Origin of the sequence: Acinetobacter sp. HA, assembly GCF_000264725.1 — a bacterium.
GTDB classification, from domain to species: domain Bacteria; phylum Pseudomonadota; class Gammaproteobacteria; order Pseudomonadales; family Moraxellaceae; genus Acinetobacter; species Acinetobacter schindleri.
The window spans coordinates 1-19,615 of the sequence record NZ_AJXD01000023.1 but is presented as its reverse complement, the minus strand read 5'-3'; the positions used below and the strand labels follow the sequence as shown (position 1 = coordinate 19,615).

Annotated in this window: 20 protein-coding genes; 3 read left to right on the top strand and 17 right to left on the bottom strand. The window is 39.4% G+C overall.

All coding sequences use genetic code 11. The features are described 5' to 3' along the window. Positions 1–640: 640 nt before the first annotated feature. Positions 641–1,291 carry an HAD-IA family hydrolase gene (locus HADU_RS06190; protein WP_034592406.1) on the bottom strand — a complete coding sequence of 217 codons (651 nt, stop codon included), beginning with the start codon at positions 1,289–1,291 and terminating at the stop codon, positions 641–643. Positions 1,292–1,384: 93 nt separating this feature from the next. On the opposite strand from HADU_RS06190, the gene HADU_RS06185 reads away from it, so the two are divergent. Next, positions 1,385–2,155 (top strand): hydroxymethylpyrimidine/phosphomethylpyrimidine kinase, encoded by a 771-nt coding sequence (locus HADU_RS06185; RefSeq protein WP_004814574.1) that lies wholly within the window; start codon positions 1,385–1,387, stop codon positions 2,153–2,155. A gap of 131 nt (positions 2,156–2,286) precedes the next feature. Here HADU_RS06185 and HADU_RS06180 read toward each other — a convergent pair whose 3' ends face one another. The 16 genes from HADU_RS06180 to acnD form a co-directional block, all read right to left on the bottom strand. Next, on the bottom strand, positions 2,287–2,736 hold the full coding sequence (locus tag HADU_RS06180; protein ID WP_008304471.1) for a YybH family protein: 450 nt from the start codon (positions 2,734–2,736) through the stop codon (positions 2,287–2,289). 326 nt (positions 2,737–3,062) lie between these two features. Then, on the bottom strand, positions 3,063–3,425 hold the full coding sequence (locus tag HADU_RS06175) for a 5-carboxymethyl-2-hydroxymuconate Delta-isomerase (protein ID WP_008304470.1): 363 nt from the start codon (positions 3,423–3,425) through the stop codon (positions 3,063–3,065). A 140-nt stretch (positions 3,426–3,565) separates the two neighbouring features. Further along, positions 3,566–3,904, bottom strand: coding sequence for a zinc ribbon domain-containing protein YjdM (locus HADU_RS06170; protein ID WP_004814566.1), 339 nt, complete (start codon positions 3,902–3,904; stop codon positions 3,566–3,568). Between the two features lie 246 nt (positions 3,905–4,150). Then, the gene (locus tag HADU_RS06165; RefSeq protein WP_004814565.1) at positions 4,151–4,534 is read right to left on the bottom strand and encodes a ribonuclease E inhibitor RraB; all 384 of its coding nucleotides are present in this window, start codon (positions 4,532–4,534) and stop codon (positions 4,151–4,153) included. Positions 4,535–4,773: 239 nt separating this feature from the next. Further along, positions 4,774–5,709, bottom strand: a complete 936-nt coding sequence (locus HADU_RS06160; protein ID WP_008304469.1) for a DUF4041 domain-containing protein — start codon at positions 5,707–5,709, stop codon at positions 4,774–4,776. A gap of 597 nt (positions 5,710–6,306) precedes the next feature. Further along, positions 6,307–6,972 carry an RluA family pseudouridine synthase gene (locus HADU_RS06155; protein ID WP_008304467.1) on the bottom strand — a complete coding sequence of 222 codons (666 nt, stop codon included), beginning with the start codon at positions 6,970–6,972 and terminating at the stop codon, positions 6,307–6,309. Between the two features lie 165 nt (positions 6,973–7,137). After that, positions 7,138–7,851, bottom strand: a complete 714-nt coding sequence (locus HADU_RS06150; protein ID WP_008304466.1) for an SIMPL domain-containing protein — start codon at positions 7,849–7,851, stop codon at positions 7,138–7,140. A gap of 140 nt (positions 7,852–7,991) precedes the next feature. Further along, positions 7,992–8,231 (bottom strand): DUF6868 family protein, encoded by a 240-nt coding sequence (locus HADU_RS06145; protein WP_008304465.1) that lies wholly within the window; start codon positions 8,229–8,231, stop codon positions 7,992–7,994. Positions 8,232–8,754: 523 nt separating this feature from the next. Next, positions 8,755–9,012, bottom strand: a complete 258-nt coding sequence (locus HADU_RS06140) for a hypothetical protein (RefSeq protein WP_004891618.1) — start codon at positions 9,010–9,012, stop codon at positions 8,755–8,757. Between the two features lie 129 nt (positions 9,013–9,141). Continuing rightward, positions 9,142–9,798, bottom strand: a complete 657-nt coding sequence (locus HADU_RS06135; RefSeq protein WP_008304463.1) for a hypothetical protein — start codon at positions 9,796–9,798, stop codon at positions 9,142–9,144. A 185-nt stretch (positions 9,799–9,983) separates the two neighbouring features. After that, a complete protein-coding gene (locus tag HADU_RS06130) occupies positions 9,984–10,196 on the bottom strand; it encodes a hypothetical protein (protein WP_008304456.1) in 213 nt (70 codons plus the stop codon). A 187-nt stretch (positions 10,197–10,383) separates the two neighbouring features. After that, positions 10,384–10,962 carry a DUF4126 domain-containing protein gene (locus HADU_RS06125; RefSeq protein ID WP_008304455.1) on the bottom strand — a complete coding sequence of 193 codons (579 nt, stop codon included), beginning with the start codon at positions 10,960–10,962 and terminating at the stop codon, positions 10,384–10,386. A 125-nt stretch (positions 10,963–11,087) separates the two neighbouring features. Beyond that, a complete protein-coding gene (locus HADU_RS15225; protein ID WP_004814545.1) occupies positions 11,088–11,231 on the bottom strand; it encodes a zinc ribbon-containing protein in 144 nt (47 codons plus the stop codon). Positions 11,232–11,334: 103 nt separating this feature from the next. Further along, complete coding sequence (locus tag HADU_RS15860) at positions 11,335–12,420, bottom strand: ATP-dependent nuclease (RefSeq protein WP_227499338.1); 1,086 nt, start codon at positions 12,418–12,420, stop codon at positions 11,335–11,337. Beyond that, positions 12,417–13,094 carry an AAA family ATPase gene (locus tag HADU_RS15855; protein ID WP_227499337.1) on the bottom strand — a complete coding sequence of 226 codons (678 nt, stop codon included), beginning with the start codon at positions 13,092–13,094 and terminating at the stop codon, positions 12,417–12,419. Before HADU_RS15855 ends, HADU_RS15860 begins: the two co-directional genes overlap by 4 nt. 135 nt (positions 13,095–13,229) lie before the next feature. After that, on the bottom strand, positions 13,230–15,836 hold the full coding sequence (acnD, locus tag HADU_RS06115) for a Fe/S-dependent 2-methylisocitrate dehydratase AcnD (protein ID WP_008304452.1): 2,607 nt from the start codon (positions 15,834–15,836) through the stop codon (positions 13,230–13,232). 783 nt (positions 15,837–16,619) lie between these two features. Here acnD and HADU_RS06110 point away from each other — a divergent pair. After that, entirely contained in the window at positions 16,620–18,758 is a 2,139-nt protein-coding gene (locus tag HADU_RS06110; protein WP_008304451.1) for a multicopper oxidase family protein, read from the top strand. A 116-nt stretch (positions 18,759–18,874) separates the two neighbouring features. After that, a complete protein-coding gene (locus HADU_RS06105) occupies positions 18,875–19,600 on the top strand; it encodes a YgfZ/GcvT domain-containing protein (protein WP_005223133.1) in 726 nt (241 codons plus the stop codon). The last annotated feature ends 15 nt before the right edge of the window (positions 19,601–19,615 follow it).

The following is a 19,615-nucleotide window of genomic DNA, read 5'->3' as shown; positions in this document are numbered from 1 at the left end:
GTTTGAGATTCAATTTAATCGCTGGAATCTACAACTTGGAACTGAGCAAAAAATGATTTATGAAAGAGGTCTATTATTCTTAGCCAATATATCAATGCTAGCCATGAAAGAAACTCCTGAATATTCTTATGATGAGTCGTGCCGTTTATAATTTCCAACCAGCTTTTCATAGCAGGAGTAATTTCAAGTTAAAACCATAAAATAGGTAAGATTTTATGATTATTATGTAGTAATTTTAAATTGAAGTTTAATTTTATTAATTAATATGATTTAAACTATTGATTTATATTTATATAAAATTTATTGATGAATGATATTAAAAAATTTATATTAAATTTATTATTAGTTATTTCAATAATTTATATTAAATTATAAGTTTTTATATCCAGTTAATTGTATAATTGTAAATTAATTACACTTAACAACAAATAAGTTACTTGATTTAACACATGAATTACAAATTTATAAACAGGTTATTAATCCACTATTTAATAGCTTAAATTTAATATAATAAGTTTATAATTTAATTTACTCTTTATATAAATATGTTAATTAAATAACTAGAAAATAATCTCGAATCATGAAATATAAATCGAGATTATTTTAAATATACAAAGCGTAGAATTTTAAAATATAAAAATTATTTACCTAGACAATCAAAAACTTCATTAAAGCGTTGAATCTGAAATTTGGGCTCAGCTTGAGCAAATTCTTCTGGTGAACCATAGCCATAGGTGACTGCAATAGTTTCTATCCCATTACGTCTAGCACCAAAAATGTCATGCTCACGATCTCCCACCATAATACAAGTATCTGGATTTAACTGCTCTTGCTGCAAGATGTATTCGATCAGGTCGCCTTTGTTGGTACGATCACCATTTAGCTCACTGCCATAAATGCCTTCAAAATATTGATCTAGCTCAAAGTGTTCAAGAATCTGTCGTGCATAAACGGTGGGTTTAGCAGTCGCAAGAAATAGTCGATATCCACGGCGTTTGAGTTCAGCTAAAGTTTCAGCTACTTCGGGAAAGACTTTATTTTCATATAGTCCGGTGACTGCAAAACGTTCCCGATAGGCTTCTAGTGCCTGCTCTGCCAGCACGTGATTGCTTGCAACGTTCAGAATTTTAGCGAGTGAGGCTTTAAGCGGTGGTCCAATAATCCAGTCAATATTGGTATCGGGACTAATAGGATGGCCAATTTTTTCCAAGCCATAACGTGCTGAAGTGGTAATCCCTACTTTAGGATCAGTTAAGGTTCCATCCAGATCAATCAGGATATTCTGAATCACCACAGTCCTCCGGTTACTTCGATGCAAATGGGTATCGAGTGTTCATGAAATTTTGCCTATACTAACGCAAATCTAGAGTTTAAGGACATCGTTTTGCGCCCTACCGTACTATGCTTTTCAGGTTTGGATCCTTCAGGTGGAGCAGGTCTCCAGGCTGATATTGAAGCTATTGGCCAAAGCGGGGCTCATGCTGCAATAGCCTGTACCGCCCTTACTATTCAGAACTCTCAACAGGTATTTGGCTTTGAAGCGACATCAAAAAGCCTATTGCTTGCACAAGCTCATGCGGTAGTCGGTGACTTGCCCATCTGTGGTGTCAAATCCGGCATGCTTGGTACTACCGACAATATTGCAGCCCTAGCCGAGTTTCTTGCTGAGCATCCTGAATATTTTTATGTGCTTGATCCGGTACTTGTCGCGAACAGTGGTGGCTCATTGGGAGATCAAGCAACCTTGGTCAAGGCTTTTACCCAATTGATCCCTCATGCAACTATTATTACACCGAACACAGTGGAATTGCGTGCACTGACAGGTGAGCAGGATCTGGAACTTGCGACACAAAAACTGTTTGCCATGGGTGCCAAAGCTATACTGGTTAAAGGCGGTCATGAAGATACTCCAGATTATATCCAGAACAGTTTATATATTCAGGGTGAACTGGTGAACCAGACCCGTTGTGCTCGTCTGGAGGGTGAATATCATGGTTCAGGCTGTTCACTGGCCAGTTTCATTGCCGGTCGTTTAGCATTAGGCGATCAGCTCAAGACTGCCGTACAGCATGCTGAAACCTGGTTATTCGGTGTATTAAAAAATGCTGAAACCCCTATACCTAATGGACAGAAAATTCCAAAACGCTTTGGTTAATACTCATTCTGCAAATAAAAAGAGCCTAAATCATTCAGGCTCTTTTTTTTATTGGAATTCAACTTAAACATTGCCCTATAGTAGAGAACTTAAATAGCGAATGAATTCATATAAATAATGTCATTATAGATTTAAATGGTTAGCTCTAATACTTTCATGCTATGTGTTTCAATCTCTACCGGTACCGAAATATGCTGATGCACCATTTTCCATTGCCCTTGTTCCTTTTTCAAACATAAGCTAGTACGACACCATTTCACTGAGGGAAGCCACTTTACTTTGTCAGCATTTGCTGGTGTAAGTTTGACATAACCATGAATGAAAGCTAAATGAGGCTCTACGTGGATTGTCACGTCATGTCGCTGTATGGTCACTCCATGCAGCATATAAGGCTTGTAAAGATTCCATTTCTGTTCATAAGCTTTCAGACCATGAACTTCTGTACTTAAATCAAAAAACCTGACATCTGATACACACAACTTAAGCACATTCTGAATATCCAAGCCTGTTATTGCACTATCCCATTCATGTAATAAATCAACTATTTCTCTACCTAAAGATGCGTCCCCGAATATTTTCATCTCTATTCTCTTATATTTTTTAAATGGTCAAATAATCACTGCAATCTGCCCCTACAGAAGGACATAGATTTTTTTAGAATTACAGCAAAAAAACCTTAACTAGTTAAGATCATCAAATATACTAAAAGCCCCATAAAGTTCATTTTTTAAAGATCATTTTATTGTTAGCTAAACAACTTCCATAAAACTTGAGAAGGAACCCAGTTAATTTAAGCTTATTTAAGTTATTTTTTACTGTTTGCTAGATTTTAGTTGTGTCACAACATAACAATCCCGAAAAATAATAATTATAATTTCAACAACATACAAGTATTGTTAAACTAAAGTTAAATAAAGGCTTTACTATAACAGTCCTTTGGCATTTCTATGATTTCTACACAGAGCTGTATTGTCAAACCCTGCTGGGCTGGTACATGCTGTCGTAGCACTGCTAAGACACACTGGGAAATTGCCTGTTTCAATTCAGGACTACGCCCCGACAATAAGGATACTTTTGCATGTACATAGGCCTGAGTGGTATGCAAATCCAGTCCAATCACATAATTCTGCTGACAAATTGCCCGGCTTTTTAAATCATTCGGATCCTGAATATAATTTGCAGTATATAAGGCCTGGTGAATCTTAAGCAGCATCGGCTTGACCTCCAGATTCTGGATATTATCTGAATATTCAATATGAAGATGAGGCATGAGGTTTTATTTACTCAGTATTTTTTCTTGATTATGCCCCGTCTGAAATAAAATGTAAGCCAAGGCAGGTGATGACGGCCTATTTTTTAAACCGCCATTCTGGTTCAAACTTTAATAGATTAAAACAGATCAGGACTGGATTATGCTTTTTTCACATATTCAGACTTGAGCTTCATTGCGCCAATACCCTCAATTTTACAGTCAATATCATGACCATCTGCTGCATCTGGCAACAGGCGAATACTTTTTACTTTAGTTCCAACTTTCACCACAGATGAGGAACCTTTAATTTTCAGGTCTTTGATCACTGTTACACTATCACCATCAGCAAGAACATTACCATTGGCATCCTTAATGATTAGCTGCTCTTCTGTATCTTCACCCTCTTTCCATTCATGCGAACATTCAGGACAAATCAGTAAATCCCCATCTTCGTAGGTGTATTCAGACTGGCATTTTGGACAATGGGGTAGACTCATAAGAACCTCAAAAATAAAAATAAAAATAAAAATAAAAATAAAAATAAGAAATGAATAAATTAAAAAATCATTATAGCATTTTATACCTTATATTTTATATGGATTTAATTTCTACAATTCCTCTATTCGTTTTAAATAATATCAGTTTGAATTATTCATTAATAAACTGTTGATTCACCAGAAGAAAAAGCCCAGACGGGCTGGGCTTATACTCTTCATTCTGTGTTATAAAAATTTTGTTTAGCTTTAACTGGTCAAAGGCGTATCATCATCGTCGATGTCGTCATATACATAAGCCATACAGCCCCAACCATCATAAACGCCACCAAATTCACTCGCGATTTTGGTAAACCATTGCTCCAGATCAACAATATCTTCGTAGCTCGGTTCCATATAAACGAAAATCGTGATCACCCACTCGAGTGTATCGCTTTCTTCATCCTGAAACAGGCTGATTTTCTGTTCTTCTTTTAATAGATGCAAAGCACAGCGATCAGCCTGAGATTCTTCATTAAATGCAATCGAAAATTCAATTTCATGTGCTTCAGTCAGATCATCGCCATCCTGAAACATCTGCCAGAGTACATTGCCATTTTCATCATCCGGGAACTGCTGATAATCACGTGACATAGGGCTGTCCTTATTATGCTGCCGTTTTATTATACAAATTAGATTAGCTGATTTTTATACAGGATACGATAGGAAAAATAACATTTTTTACAGTTTTTAAATGACTGATTTTATATATCAAATCGAAGTTTTATTTTTAAAGTATCTCTTTAACTTTTAACTAGTAGAGATACTTTTGACTGCTTATTTTGGAGATATTTTCATCCTCATTTTACGCCTAATTTTTTTGACTAAGCGGCTTAAGCCAGGTGAAGAACTTTTCCTGGTGTTTTCTTTAATTCCAGAAGTAAGGCTGCAAACTTGAGCTCTTGCAAACGTAAATCCAGATACGATTGCTGAATGCGAGCCTGACTTAAATCCTGCCCTTTATGATTAATTAAATAAAAATCATCTTGCAGCGCCTGTAGCATCTGTCCCAGATTATCTGCAGTTAAACGAGACAGATACAGGTCGGCACGGCTGTTAAAGGCCAGACTGATCATATCCATGGTGGTATTACGGCGATCTTCATCGACATAGTTGCATTGCGCAACTTTTTTGTCTCGAATCGCCTGCTCAATTTGCTCACGAATATCCTGTAAATGTCTTGCAGTATCTTGCTCCTGATAACCCTCTATTAATTCAGTCAAAACATCTTTAGCTGCTAGCGAGAATCCATACTGATAACCATGAATTTTATGCTCTAAGGCAGTAACCACATCCTGCAAGCGATATTCTTCTTGTGCCTGTTTATAATAACGTTGCAGTTTTTCCCGTGCCTGCTGATCAACCTTTTGAATTGCCTTAGCCTGATAACCCTCTATAAATGCCTTCACCCGCTCGATATAGCCTTTAATATCATCCACCATGATTGAAGCATCAACCTTGGTCATTTTTACAAAATTTTCAGCCTGTAAGGTACGGTTAATGACATATTGTTCAATTTCGCAGATCTCCTGGTATTTCTTATATTTTTCTAAAGTCGTGCGTAAACTACTGATCTGCACGCGTAGCTGAGACAACTCGTACTCACTATCTTCTACCTGTTGTTCATAATCTGTCAGTTTATGACGTGCATGATCCAGATTGTTTTGTAAAACATCGAGGTTTCCACGCAGGGATTTTAATTTGTTTAGTGTGACTGCAAGTACGCCAGATAGTATCCCCACCAGAACGAATAAAATAATACTTGACATCGTCCGTGCCCTAATTAAAAAAATACAATAAGAAAAATGCTTTAAATCAAATCAAAGAACTTATGAAAGATTCTTAGTTTGCACTGATTTTCTCAAAAATCCTATCACTAGAATTAGGTATAAATATTTAATAATATTGATATTTTTGTTGAATTTTACTGTTTTATCTCTTGAAATCTTGCCAGAATAAAAATATTAAAGCTTTAAGTATGAATTAACTTATAAGATAGACAGTAAGTTATTGAATCTAATGAAATAATATTATATTTCTTAATTTTTATCAAAATTAAAATATAATATTGTTTGATAACATAGATTTAAATTTACCAAATTTTGATCTTTTTAAAAATTTAATTTTCTTCATGAGACAGTATTAAGATAGGTAAACTTATAAATTTACATAGTTCAACAAAGCACATAACTATATTTAAACTAATGCTTTTTAGATCAAAAAATAAGTAAATTTGGAGAATTAAAGAAAAAATATGAAATATTTTCTCACACTTTATACAACGCAATAGATGAGTAAAGTGTTCTGCATTCATTCCAGAAATTCAAATATTATTTAATAAAACATGGAGTCGAAACTAGAAAATATTAAAAAGGCACACTACCGTGAATTTCTACCGGTTTATCACTTAAGGGCTGGGTAAATGCAAGATAACTGGCATGCAGGGCCATACGTTGCAGCGGACTGCGCAGTGGTTCGGGGTGATAAATTTTATCGCCAGTAATCGGATGACCAATATGCATCATATGTACACGCAGTTGATGTGAACGCCCGGTAATCGGCATTAATAAGACACGGCTAATATCTTGTGCCACATCATAATCCAACACTTGATACAGGGTTTTAGAGGGCTTGCCCAGTTCCGTATGTACCATCTGACGTGGCCGATTTTCCCAGTCAGTGATGAGTGGGGCATTAACTTCACCCTCACCGACCAGTTTGCCTTGTACCAAAGCGATGTAATGCTTATTCACTGTACGTGCCTGAAACATTTTACTGACTGCCACTTCTGCATCACGATGCTTGGCAAACATCAGAATTCCGGAAGTACCCATATCCAGGCGATGGGTAATTCGTGCTTCCGGAAATTGCTCGCACACACGTAAATAAGCGCTGTCATGATGCTCTGGCAGACGACCCGGCACCGACAACAACCCTGCCGGTTTTTCAATCACCACCAGATCCTCATCTTCATAGAGAATTTTAATCGGATCTTGAGGTGGGCAGTAAACAAAGTTATCGTTTAGTGGCATGGCGCAATTGCATGGGGAGAAAGATGCGCAAAATAACAATGTCAATTCAGTGTGTCAATCTGAACGTTTACAGGAAGTTGATTTAAGGAGGTTATACTCGGCTTGCGACTTGGCCAGCCGGGTTTAAGCTGCTCAGATCGTACTGCTGAATTGCTTCCGGTCAATTTAATCTGCCAGATAGTAATCGACTGTAGATACGACACGAACTTTTTTAAGATAGGGTGTATTACTGTCGCGATCTTCAATACTGAACAGACCCTGATTAGCAGTTTTGATTTTTCCTAGACGACTTTGTGAATCAGCTGCAAATTTTTCTGCCACGCTCCGAGCATTTTGTGTGGCCTGTTCAATCATCGCTGGTTTAATGTCATTCAAGCCAGTAAATAGATACTCAGTTCGTTGTCCAGAATCATCGCCACCAAAGGCAATGCCCTTTTTACCCAGTTCTGCTAAACGGGTTTGTGCTGCCCGTACTGCATCAATATTATGGGTATATACGGTAATGGTTTGATGTGCGGTATAACGCAGGGCAACATTGGCATCTCCGCCATACTGCTGTGCATATTTATCTGTGGTGACGGGTGCTCCCGTGGTAATTTCTTCGGCTTTAAAGCCTTCACCTTTCAGGAACGTCTGGATTTGCTGGGTTTGTAGTTCCATCACGTCATAAAGCTGAGTCACATCCTGACTGGCCGAACTAAAGCGAATCGGCCAGACCGCGACATTTGCCCTAACTTCACGTTCAGACAGGCCTTTGACCGAAACAATTCGTTCATACTGTTTGATCTTGACGGCACTATTCCCCAGAATCCATCCCGCTATAATCATTCCTAAGCCGATGAGTGCACCTAAAATCAGGGCGGGTTTAAACTGATTCATTTGCCTGAACTCCTTTTAGCGATGTTGTTGTTTTTAGTTGCATAATTTTAATAAGTTGAACTGGGTCTTTGAGATTACTATTCGACCACAGGTTAAAGTCACGTTAATAAAAGATTCAAATCTATTATTTCTCTCTATATCTACATCAGATATAAAACCAATAAAGGCACTAGATTAAATAGAAAAATACCAATCTTATAGAGTGCCATACCCGCATAATGAATGGCATCAAAGGTTGAATCTGAGAGCTTGAACCATTTTCCATGCAACTGTTTGACCCAGTCGCGGGCAAAGACAATGATCAGGAACCAGAATATTAATATGCTGTAATTAACGAACAATGCATACAGTAAAAATTTCCGCCAGAAATCAAGTTCCATCGCGATTCCTCTAAAGGATACGGTTCAATTTCCAGACTAGCATAAATTGACTGAATAATAAGAAATGGCGGATATAACACTGTTAAGGAGATTTGAATAGAAGAGTTATTTTTATATTTTCTAATGGGTTTTACTGGAGAATTTTTAGGGTGTTGGGAAAACTCGTGATGGTTTACTTCAACTATCAATCTTTGTAAGAATTGATCTTATAGCCTACAAACTTCTGGTTCATAGCGTCCTAAGCCGGATCAAGACCTTTTGGGTAAGTACTGCTCTCGCGTTTTGCGCCGCTCACAGCATGCTACTCTTTCCGATCCCGTCACACCCTTGAGACATATATTAGCCTTGAGCACACGGAATTAATTTCCTATGTTTTTATCATTTTTCTAATTTTTGAAAAATTATTCCGATTTAAAAGAAAATTCAGAGAAATAAATCTCATTGACTCATTTTTATGACGTTTTATTTTAAAAAAAGGAGCTTTATTGGAATTTTATTTACCCCTTTTCTCCTTTTTTTCACTTTAAAAAGTTCCCTGCAACCATTGTGCAGTAAACCACCAGCCACTCATGGCACACATCCCGGACATGATAATTGCCAGTACTTTATTCATTTTGCTTAATTCAGATGTCAGTACTTTCAGATTGATCAGATAAGCCAGCGCAAAATAGATCAGCCCAATTACCCCACAAAAAGGCACAAATATGAGCGACCAGGCCGCACAGGCATGTGCAGAAAGCGGTAGTTTCGGGGATTCAGAAACGTGGTTGGTCATATCCATACTCAATTGCCCTCTTTATCGTGCATAAAAGCGCACTAAATTAAGTCAAAGCTCTGCGATTAGATGAAGCTTTGCATCCTCGTATTAAATAAATTGCAAAATGTGCGCCAATTTCAGGCAGTTAGATATTTAAAATGTGAGCTGATCAAAGTCTTTAATTTTGGATAAATAAATAGGTGACTTTTTATGCACTGAATGCGTTTCTTTATATTTTGGGTTGTGCTCCGGATCCGTGATTAGGTTTTTACTATAGATTTTTTTGCCAGTCAGCAGATTAAAGCTGGTTTTCGACTCAAGTAAAGGACCATGATGAGAAAACTGGTCATAGCCAATCAGTCGCATATCCTGATTCTGAAGACGGAATTTATAGCTCCAATAGCCATAACGTCCATGCTGATACGTAAGCTGCAGTAGTCCTTTGTTAATTTCAGGCACCAGTTCAGGTGGATAATACACCCCGCCATCTTCCTGATCCGAGCTGAAACAGTTCAGGTTTTGCAGAAACTGTTTATAAGTGTTCTTGTCCTTTTGCCCCAAAAGAACAATGATACCTCGGCGGTTCCGGTCTAAGGTTCCACGATATTCATCTTTAACTAAAGCTTTAGGATCTGTAGCTTTGACAATCAGTACAGCATCCGGCACACCATCTTTATTTAAGTCACCTTTCACCGCTTCAAAGAAAGAATAGTTTTTTGGGACATAAGCTTGAAAAGTTTTTTGATCTTGTTGTGACTGGCGCTGTTGAGGCTTTAAAGCTTGTTGCGCTACGGCTGCATTCGAGATCAATATGGTTGCACTGAAAAAACTGCAAGTTTTGCTATTTTCATTTTCCTGATCTCATATGTATAGGCACATGTTGCTTATTATTTTTAACATAGAAAGATGAAAGCTGAAACAAAATGACCCTATACAATGGCAGGGTCAAAAATCTCAACATCATATTCATTTTTAATTACTGATTGATTCATGAGTTATGCCTTGCAGCATTTTTCACAACCGGTCACTTTCTCTCTAGGCCAGTTCATGCGCGCACGCTTATACGCCAGTTCATAATTGGCAAAATAACCAATCAGAATCTGAGCATCAGGATCAGGCAAGTCTTCACACCCCATCGTTGAATTATGGATCAGATGTGCACCATTGTCTGTCGTATGCTCATCAATCACAAACTTGATCATATCCATGCAAACTCCCCATATTCTTTTTTATAAAGGTAGGGATTAAAATCATAATAAAAGTATGTATTTATTAATCCCATACTAAAATTATGCCTTTAATGAATAAAAATCAATCACTTTTTAGAGTTTTTTTAGTCCTTTCACATGAACTTACTATTTAGTTTTAGATTTATAAAACAGTGACTTAGAGGATTTATGCTATACCAGGATCAGCTTTTTTTTTCTTGATCTGTTTAAACCAGCGTACAAACCAGATGGCAGCAATAATTAATACTATCACCAGCATTACAGGTGCCAAGAAGGATAAAATTGAAATCAAGATCGCACTGACCCACTCCCCCGTAGAAATGACCGGATTTCCTACTCCACCGGTGGTGGTAGTTGATAAACCTCGCAAAGCCACCGTACCAAATTGTACTGCTCCGGCGGTGCCTCCACCTACAATTAATGCGGTTGCCCAAGCTATAAACTGCGACATTTCCCCACTACTTACTGCCATCGTAGATACGGTTCCAGCAATGACAGCTGCGGGGGTAGCAATAATATCAAGGATATTATCCACCCAGGGAATATAGTAAGCGATGATTTCACATAAGGTCGCGATGCCCAGTGTCAAACAAACCGAGGGTAAAGCCAGCCAGCCGAAGCCCTGGATCGGTTCAAACCAGTTCAGATTACAAGCGATACTCATGACCAGCAAAGGTGCGAATATACGAAAGCCACACGCTGCACTGAGTCCAATACCAATACATAAACCGAGGATCGTTTCCATACTGCGCTCCAAACCTGTTTGTGGCGATGGGTGATTTTTCTTTCTCTCTAAAATAGCAAAAAGCCCTATGGGGTAATAGGGCTTTTATTTAAAACAGGTTTTTCTGTTTTATTTTTTGCTGTAGCTTAGGCAACCTTATCGTTATATTGGGTGCCTTGGCATTTGGTACACGGTGGTAAGCGGTCTGTACCAATTTCTAAGTAAACGCGATGTCCACATTGAACACAAAAATAGAAACCTGTTCCCGGTTTAGAGCCAGCAATAACCATCTTTGTTCTCCGTTGTTTTAGAAAATGGTGAAACTAGTATAACCCTCTGGTGATGAATGTCTATTGTCCATTTTTGTAAATGATGGTGGCATTTGGGCGAAGATCAGCTTTGTAATGTACACCACGTTGCAAACTGTTTAATTACTAAAGGATCAGCAACAACATCCTCAAGTTCTTTATCCTGTAAATTTTTTCTAAATTTATACCATTCACCTGTTTGCTTAGCTTCTAAACAAAGATGCGGTTCAATAGCTCCTAATTTCCATAGCCAAATGGATTGAGTTTTAAAATGGTTTATTAAACTCTCAATAGGTTCGAGCGCTTGCTCATCTTGAGCCAACAATTCATATACTTGTGCACTCTTGTATCCATTCCCTCCTGTGGGATAACGACCTTGTAAGCTGAAACCATGTATAGGTTGTAATTTTCCAATAATTTCTAAACACTTTTCAATACATGGATGCCCACTCTCTATTAACTGAAACTTATGCGCTGTAAAAGCAAAATCTAAATCCGCCAATGCTTTAACAGGTATGTTCATTTCTTTTAATATCTTAATCATCCCAGGAATATTTTGTGAGCCAGTCGCTACCACGAGAGCTAACTTCAATTCACCTAGCGATTTACCCGTCACCTTTTTAATTAAATTTGGTAAAACATGTTTTTCTGTATCACCTTCGGCAATCAATACACTATCAGAAAATAATATTTGCCCTAAATTATAAGTTTCAAATAACAAGCGTGCTTGCGCCTCATTACTATTTAGAACTTTTATAATAGCCTCATTCAAACGAACTTCAACACGAGTACCTCTATTGTTTTTACGGACTATATTTGTATAAGGAATATCCTCTTGCTCAATCATAAAAGGGGAATGTGTTGTAAATATTACTTGATAACCTTTTTTAGATAAGGATTTGAGGGACGCTCTTAATAACTCAATTGCTTGTGGATGCAAAAATAATTCAGGCTCATCTATCAATAGCAAATTAGTTTTCCCATCTTTAGAAACATCTTTAGTTATTTCTGATAAATGACGTATTAGCGTCATCTGAATTGCTCTCTGTGCACCATGTCCCATATCGTTAAAATCTGTCACACGATCGCTACTATCCTCTGTTACTTTTAATCTACCTTGTTTAAATAGATCACTTATATCAGGTGTAGGTATATCGATATTTAATTTCAAACCGGGGAAAAATCTGCTACCTTTTGACTAATTTCAATATCAAACTCTTCAAACTCTTTTAATCGTTCACTACCACTTAAATTTAATTTAGAACCAATTTCAGCTAGAGCACTATTTACTACGTCTACATTCGTTTCAACAATTTGCTTTTGCAAAATTGCAATTAACTTTCCTATAGTATTTCCAGCTTTGACCTTGAAAACATCTTCTGCTGAATCCTCCATTGAATTAATGAAGGTTGGTTCAGGAAAAAGCGTGGTTATAGCTTGTGGTAATCCATTAGGATTATTCCATTGATCATTATCTGAATTTGGTTTCTGAACTTCCATTTGAACCGCATTTCTACCTGTTCCTGGCTTTTTCTGTAGAAATCTAATTCTAGTAGAATTATTTTCAATATAAGGAACAAGACTTTCGCGCTGGGCTTCTGATAAATGACCTAATGCATTACCGTCCAATCCCTGCACCAAAGCAATTATCTCTAACTGTTCATCTTTATTATAAAAACTTGATTGCTCTTGCGCTTTACCCCTAACTAAAATATCAATACACTTTAAAATGTTAGATTTTCCAGCATTGTTATAACCGACTAATGCTGTAAAAGGTTCTAATTTCAATTGTGTATCTATACATGATTTGAAATTTTTTATAGTTATCTCACTTATTCTATGCATTTTTATTTTCCCCAAATTTAAAAAACGCCCCAATGAACATTAGAGCGTTTTTTAAACAAATTCAATAACTTTAATCCACCCCAACCTTCCTTTGAAAAAGGAGGGTTGGGGTGGATTAAAAAGAAGTAACTTAAATCAAGCCACATTCCCTTCCAAGAAATCCTGCGCAAAGCGTTGTAATACCCCTCCTGCTTCATACACAGATACTTCTTCTTCGGTATCCAGACGACAGGTCACAGGCACTTCAATCGTCTGTTCCTTACCATCTTCAGTTGCGCGCTCAATCACAAGTGTCAAAGTCGAACGTGGTGCAATATTACCAATCACGCTATATAGCTCAGTACCATCCAGCTTTAAAGTCTTGCGGTCTGTACCCGGTTTAAACTCAAGTGGAAGAACGCCCATACCCACCAGGTTAGTACGGTGAATACGCTCAAAACCTTCAGCCACAATCGCTTCTACACCAGCCAGACGCACACCTTTGGCTGCCCAGTCACGACTTGAACCCTGACCATAATCCTTACCGGCAATCACGATCAACGGCTGCTTACGGTTCATGTAGGTTTCAATCGCTTCCCACATACGCATTACTTCACCTTCCGGCTCCACACGTGCTTTAGAACCCTGCTTGATGGTGCCATCAGAACGGACCACCATTTCGTTATACAACTTAGGATTAGCCAGGGTTGCACGCTGTGCAGTCAGGTGATCGCCACGGTGCGTCGCATAAGAGTTAAAGTCTTCCTCGGGCACACCCATTTTTGCTAAGTATTCACCCGCTGCCGAATCACGCACAATTGCATTTGAAGGTGATAAATGGTCAGTGGTAATGTTATCGCCAAGAATAGCCAGTGGACGCATGTTGGTGAGTGTACGCGGTGCAGCCAGTGCACCTTCCCAGTACGGTGGACGGCGAATATAGGTACTTTGCGGACGCCAGTCATACAGCGGGCTTGCTGCCTTCTCGCGCTCGCCCAGATCAAACATTGGAATATAAACTTTATTAAATTGCTCCGGCTTGACTGACTCTTTTACCAAAGCATCAATTTCTTCATCAGATGGCCAGATGTCTTTCAGGTAAATCGGGTTGCCATCTTTGTCTGTGCCTAGTGCATCTTTTTCGATATCAAAACGAATCGTACCGGCGATTGCATAAGCCACGACTAATGGTGGAGATGCCAAGAAAGCCTGTTTTGCATAAGGATGAATACGACCATCGAAGTTACGGTTCCCTGAAAGTACCGCAGTCGCGTATAAATCACGGTCAATAATTTCTTGCTGAATTTTCGGATCTAGCGCGCCTGACATGCCGTTACACGTGGTGCAGGCATAAGCCACGATACCAAAGCCTAGTTTTTCCAGATCTTCAAGTACACCTGCTTCTTCCAAGTACAGCGCAGCTGCTTTAGACCCCGGTGCAAAAGATGATTTCACCCATGGCTTACGCACTAAGCCAAGCTCATTGGCTTTACGTGCCAATAAACCTGCTGCAACAGTATTACGTGGGTTGGAGGTATTGGTACATGAAGTGATTGCCGCGATGATGATCGCACCATCTGGCATCAGGCCATCGGTACGGTTTTCTACTACTCCGGCAATGCCTTTCTCTTTCAGGTCAGCAGTTGAAACACGCGCATGCGGATTCGATGGACCAGCAATATTACGGGTCACAGTCGACAGGTCAAAACGCAGTACACGTGGATATTCTGCTTGTGTCATTTCCGATGACCACAGACCAATTTCCTTGGCATAGCTTTCAACCAGTTTGACTTGCTCAGGCTCACGACCGGTTAACGTCAGATAATCAATGGTGTTCTGGTCAATATAGAACATGGCTGCGGTTGCGCCATATTCAGGGGTCATATTAGAAATTGTGGCGCGATCACCCACTGACATGCTGTCAGCACCTTCACCAAAGAATTCCAGATAAGCGCCAACCACACGTTCCTTACGCAGGAATTCAGTTAAGGCCAAGACGATATCCGTTGCAGTAATGCCCGGCTGACGTTGCCCGACCAGCTCTACCCCAATGATATCCGGCAGACGCATCCACGAGGCACGGCCCAGCATCACGTTCTCAGCTTCCAGGCCACCGACACCAATCGAGATTACGCCCAAGGCATCGGTATGTGGCGTATGCGAATCTGTACCAACACAAGTGTCCGGGAATGCAACACCGTCACGGTTCTGAATCACCGGTGACATTTTTTCCAGATTAATCTGGTGCATGATGCCGTTACCGGCTGGAATCACATCAACATTTTCAAAAGCCGTTTTGGTCCATTCAATAAAATGGAAACGGTCTTCATTACGGCGGTCTTCAATTGCACGGTTTTTCTCAAATGCATCCGGATCAAAGCCGCCATACTCCACCGCCAGCGAGTGGTCGACAATCAGCTGGGTTGGCACCACCGGATTGACTTTGGAGGGGTCACCGCCCTGATCGGCAATCGCATCACGCAGACCGGCAAGATCAACCAGTGCCGTTTGCCCCAAAATGTCATGACACACCACACGGGCTGGATACCACGGGAAATCATGTTCCTGCTTACGCTCAATTAGCTGACGCAGTGACTGTTCCAGAATGGCAGGATCACAACGGCGTACCAACTGTTCTGCCAGCACTTTGGAGGTATAGGGAAGTTTGGCATATGCGCCTGGCTGAATATCTTCAACGGCCTGACGCACGTCGTAATATTCCAGCTGGGTACCTTGCAGCGGTTTACGGTAGTTGTTGTTCATAGCTTACCTGCCTCTTGAATCGTTCTTCTGTACTGCATACTTGTTGTAGATGTTTCACATCGTTTTGCAGGCATAGTACACTGTGGAAAAGCCATTTCCCAAATCTTTTATATTTCATAAACTTATATATAAAAAATAGCGTTTTTGAAATAAATGGATACATATTCTTTAAAATAATGGCTCTAAATCCTTATTTTCTAGAAAAAAACCGGGCAAATCCTTCTTATTCTTTAGTATGAGAATAGCCTTATAGCTCAAAAAATAGACTTATTTAAGATTAACGGTATCTCTTATTTTTTCATTTAAAGGCAAAAGACGGTTTTTAAATGATCTGAGTTTTTGGGTAGAAATAGCACTGTTGAATAGATAATTTTTTTGACTCTTTTCCATTTTCGGCAAGATCCTTAGCCTGACAATAAAACCATAGCATCAATAAAATTTTCCAAGTTTATTTCTAGCTCTTTTTAATTTTGAGGGAAATACAATATGCGCTTGGTACCTGAAAACCTGTAAAGCAAGTAAGTCAGATTAAAATCCCTAACTTTTTTAAGATTTTTTTACAGTCGATGATTTCTTGCAAATTACTTTAAATATCATAATTAATTCAAAAACTTAATACTTCTTTTGGGTAGCTTATTACCTGAATAGTTTTGACCTTTTCCTGTCATCTATCTGTATATCCCAATTTGGTGATATTCACCCTTAAAACATTTCAGTACATCTAAGCGATAAGTACTTCATAACAACAACACACAACATAAAAAATTAATAAAGGTGAATAACATGTTACAGATCGCCATTATTGGGATCATTACTGTATTAGTGGCAGTTTTGGCTTCCAGCTGGATTGGAGGGAAAAAGCCCTCCGATCCATACAATCCGACTAAACCTACTCCTACCCACCCCACTAAACCGGATCATCCTTCTCCCCCTTTCCCTCCCGCCTCTGCTAAATCGGAGTCACTCATTAATAATCCACCCTTGCTGCAAAAAGGTGGTAAAGGTAAATACGAACTGGTTGCGGCATATAAGACCAATAAGATTTATAACCCGAGGCAATCGCAATGGGATCAATTACTGGTTCGGGGTTATTTGACTAAAGCCAGTTTATTGAACAGGCAGGAAGCACGTGAAACCGGAATTGTGGATGAACTGGTTGGTCCACAGATTCGGGTCAAACAGGGTGAAACCTTGTCGATTAATTTAAATAATCAGCTACCTGATGAAACACCTGAAAGCTGTGAAAATATTCTCGATCCGAATGAACCCCATTGTTTTAATACCACCAACCTGCATACACATGGTTTCTGGGTCAGCCCTCAGGGAAATAGTGACAATGTCTTTCTGAAAATTGCCCCGCAGGCGAATCTTGATTATCAATATAAGATTGAACCCAATCATCCTGCGGGCACTTACTGGTACCATGCCCATTTACATGGCTCGACCGCAATTCAGGTATCTAGTGGGATGGCTGGTCCGCTCATTGTGGAAGGAAGCCGTGTACCTAAAGTGAAAAATGGCAAGGTGACGTCTACAGGTGATCTCGACATTTTATGGAAAGATAAAGCTAAGAATAATGATGCAAATGAAAAAATCCTGGTCTTCCAGCAAATTCAATATGACTGTACTGACACTGAAGGCCAATCTTTAAACAGCAATGATTGTAAAGGTGCAGGCATAGGCACGATGGAAAACTATGCTGGTCTGAATAGCTTCAACTCTTGGGGGCTAAATAACTACTACACTTCAATTAATGGCAAAGTATTAGGCGAAATTCAGGTCAATCAAAATGAATTTAACCGCTGGCGTATGATTCATGGAGGGGTACGGGACACTATTGGCTTAATCATTAAAGAATTACCTGGCTCCAGCCAATATACTGCCAAGCAAACGGTGGATGCCTGTCTTTCCTATCAGGGGAATATTCTCATTCCCGCCTCAAAAGTTGCTTTCGATCAACTGACCAGCCTGCCAGTTCACACGATTGCCCAAGACGGATTAACGATGAGCCAGGCTCAGCCCCGTACCCTTTCCGTGTTCCAGCCAGGTTATCGTCACGATGCCATGCTCAGCTTTCCCTCCACCAATAAATACTGCATCTTCGATTCAAGATTAAATATTGATGATGAAATTAATACCAGAACTTCCGGTGAAATCACCCCACAGTTATCTCCTAATAGCAGGCTAAATGCACAGCTGCTGGGCTGGGTAAATGTAAAATCCACCAAGTTGAAGGCGCAAACTGCTGCTCAGTTTTTAAAAGATCAGGCACAGAAAATCGGCTTAAGCAAGGAGATTCAGGCGCAATTAGCGCAACTTAATCTGTCTGCCTTTACTGATCATCCCTCATTGATGACCAGAGAAATAGATAACCTGATTCAAGACCGACCACAACAACGCTCTACTTTTGATGCCTCTTTTGGTCCAAATGGTAAATTCGGTTATCGTTATGCTGATCATCCAGGCATCTATAGTTTTGGAGAAACCTTCACTGGAGAAAGTGTGGTCAATGGCAAATATGTGCGCAAGCTAGAAATAGGTAAAGTCGATGAATGGGTACTGACCAGCGCAAATCTGGGACATCCTTTCCATATCCATGTCAATCCGTTCCAGATTGTTAAAATTTTAAACCCGGATAAAAAAGACGTAAGTGAAGCAATATCGGAACCTGCAACCACGCCCAATGAGCTGGATGATGTCCAGTACCGAGGTTTAAAAGGACAATTCAAGGATACCATCTTTGTTAAACCGGGATATGAAGTGATTGTTCGAAGTCATTACAAGAAATTCGAAGGTGACTTTGTACAGCATTGTCATATTCTCGATCATGAAGATCAGGGCATGATGGAATATGTACGAATCTGTGGCGGGAAATTTGACTGTAATGCTGATTTACCTGGTTCACATGACCATCATCATTAACTCTCGCTTTTAATTAAAAGCCTGCATCTGATATTGCGGGCTTTTTTATTTGCCTAGAGATAATGCTTGCTGCACAATAGCTTGATTGATTTTTAGTATTCAAACTGAGGCTGATCATGGCAACATCTCCTGCTTTTACCTTATTTACGCTGAATGGAGTAGATGCGCAAAAATTCCTGCAAGGTCAAGTGACTTTAAATACTGAAGCCTTGGCTGAAAACCAAACGCGCTATACCGCAATCTGTAGTTTAAAAGGACGCATTCTATTTGGTTTATGGCTGAAAAAAATTAACGCTGAAAGCTTTGAAATCGTTGTGACTGCTGATCAGGCTGAAGACTTTGCCAAGCACATCCGCAAGTTTGGAGCTTTCTCCAAAATGAAGTTAGAAGAAGTAGGTTTAGCTTATCCAGTCGTCACAGGCATCCATAGCGAATTTGGTCCTGAAGCAACGGATATTCAAGCTTGGGAGATGAATGCAATTGAATCAGGTCAGGCATGGATTCAGGCAGCAACCGCAGAACAATTCCAGCCACAAGAACTGCGCCTGTATCAGCGTGAAGGCATCCACTATGACAAGGGGTGTTACCTCGGTCAGGAAGTCATTGCCCGTTTATGGTTCAAAGCCAAACCGAAACACTGGTTGCATCTGGTACAAGGTACAGCTGAAGCACCAGCTATCGCAAGTAAACTGAATAATGATGTAGAAGTCGTAAACAGTGTCAATATTGACGGCGGCTTTAAAGCACTCGTGGTTGCCAAACCGGAAGCGCTTATTGAATTAGGTTTGACTGTACTCGACCTGCCTGAAGCACTCAGTGGTGATGTCGCTCGTCCACAATAAGAAAATCACTTTAAA

Bases quoted from the DNA above. Each gene is read 5' to 3' on its own strand.
- HADU_RS06180 (WP_008304471.1), bottom strand. From the start codon at position 2,736: ATGAAAATATTCGGGGACGCATCTTTAGGTAGAGAAATAGTTGATTTA.
- HADU_RS06175 (WP_008304470.1), bottom strand. From the start codon at position 3,425: ATGCCTCATCTTCATATTGAATATTCAGATAATATCCAGAATCTGGAG.
- HADU_RS06170 (WP_004814566.1), bottom strand. From the start codon at position 3,904: ATGAGTCTACCCCATTGTCCAAAATGCCAGTCTGAATACACCTACGAA.
- HADU_RS06165 (WP_004814565.1), bottom strand. From the start codon at position 4,534: ATGTCACGTGATTATCAGCAGTTCCCGGATGATGAAAATGGCAATGTA.
- HADU_RS06160 (WP_008304469.1), bottom strand. From the start codon at position 5,709: ATGTCAAGTATTATTTTATTCGTTCTGGTGGGGATACTATCTGGCGTA.
- HADU_RS06155 (WP_008304467.1), bottom strand. From the start codon at position 6,972: ATGCCACTAAACGATAACTTTGTTTACTGCCCACCTCAAGATCCGATT.
- HADU_RS06150 (WP_008304466.1), bottom strand. From the start codon at position 7,851: ATGAATCAGTTTAAACCCGCCCTGATTTTAGGTGCACTCATCGGCTTA.
- HADU_RS06145 (WP_008304465.1), bottom strand. From the start codon at position 8,231: ATGGAACTTGATTTCTGGCGGAAATTTTTACTGTATGCATTGTTCGTT.
- HADU_RS06140 (WP_004891618.1), bottom strand. From the start codon at position 9,012: ATGGATATGACCAACCACGTTTCTGAATCCCCGAAACTACCGCTTTCT.
- HADU_RS06130 (WP_008304456.1), bottom strand. From the start codon at position 10,196: ATGGATATGATCAAGTTTGTGATTGATGAGCATACGACAGACAATGGT.
- HADU_RS06125 (WP_008304455.1), bottom strand. From the start codon at position 10,962: ATGGAAACGATCCTCGGTTTATGTATTGGTATTGGACTCAGTGCAGCG.
- HADU_RS15225 (WP_004814545.1), bottom strand. From the start codon at position 11,231: ATGGTTATTGCTGGCTCTAAACCGGGAACAGGTTTCTATTTTTGTGTT.
- HADU_RS15855 (WP_227499337.1), bottom strand. From the start codon at position 13,094: ATGCATAGAATAAGTGAGATAACTATAAAAAATTTCAAATCATGTATA.
- acnD (WP_008304452.1), bottom strand. From the start codon at position 15,836: ATGAACAACAACTACCGTAAACCGCTGCAAGGTACCCAGCTGGAATAT.
- HADU_RS06110 (WP_008304451.1), top strand. From the start codon at position 16,620: ATGTTACAGATCGCCATTATTGGGATCATTACTGTATTAGTGGCAGTT.
- HADU_RS06105 (WP_005223133.1), top strand. From the start codon at position 18,875: ATGGCAACATCTCCTGCTTTTACCTTATTTACGCTGAATGGAGTAGAT.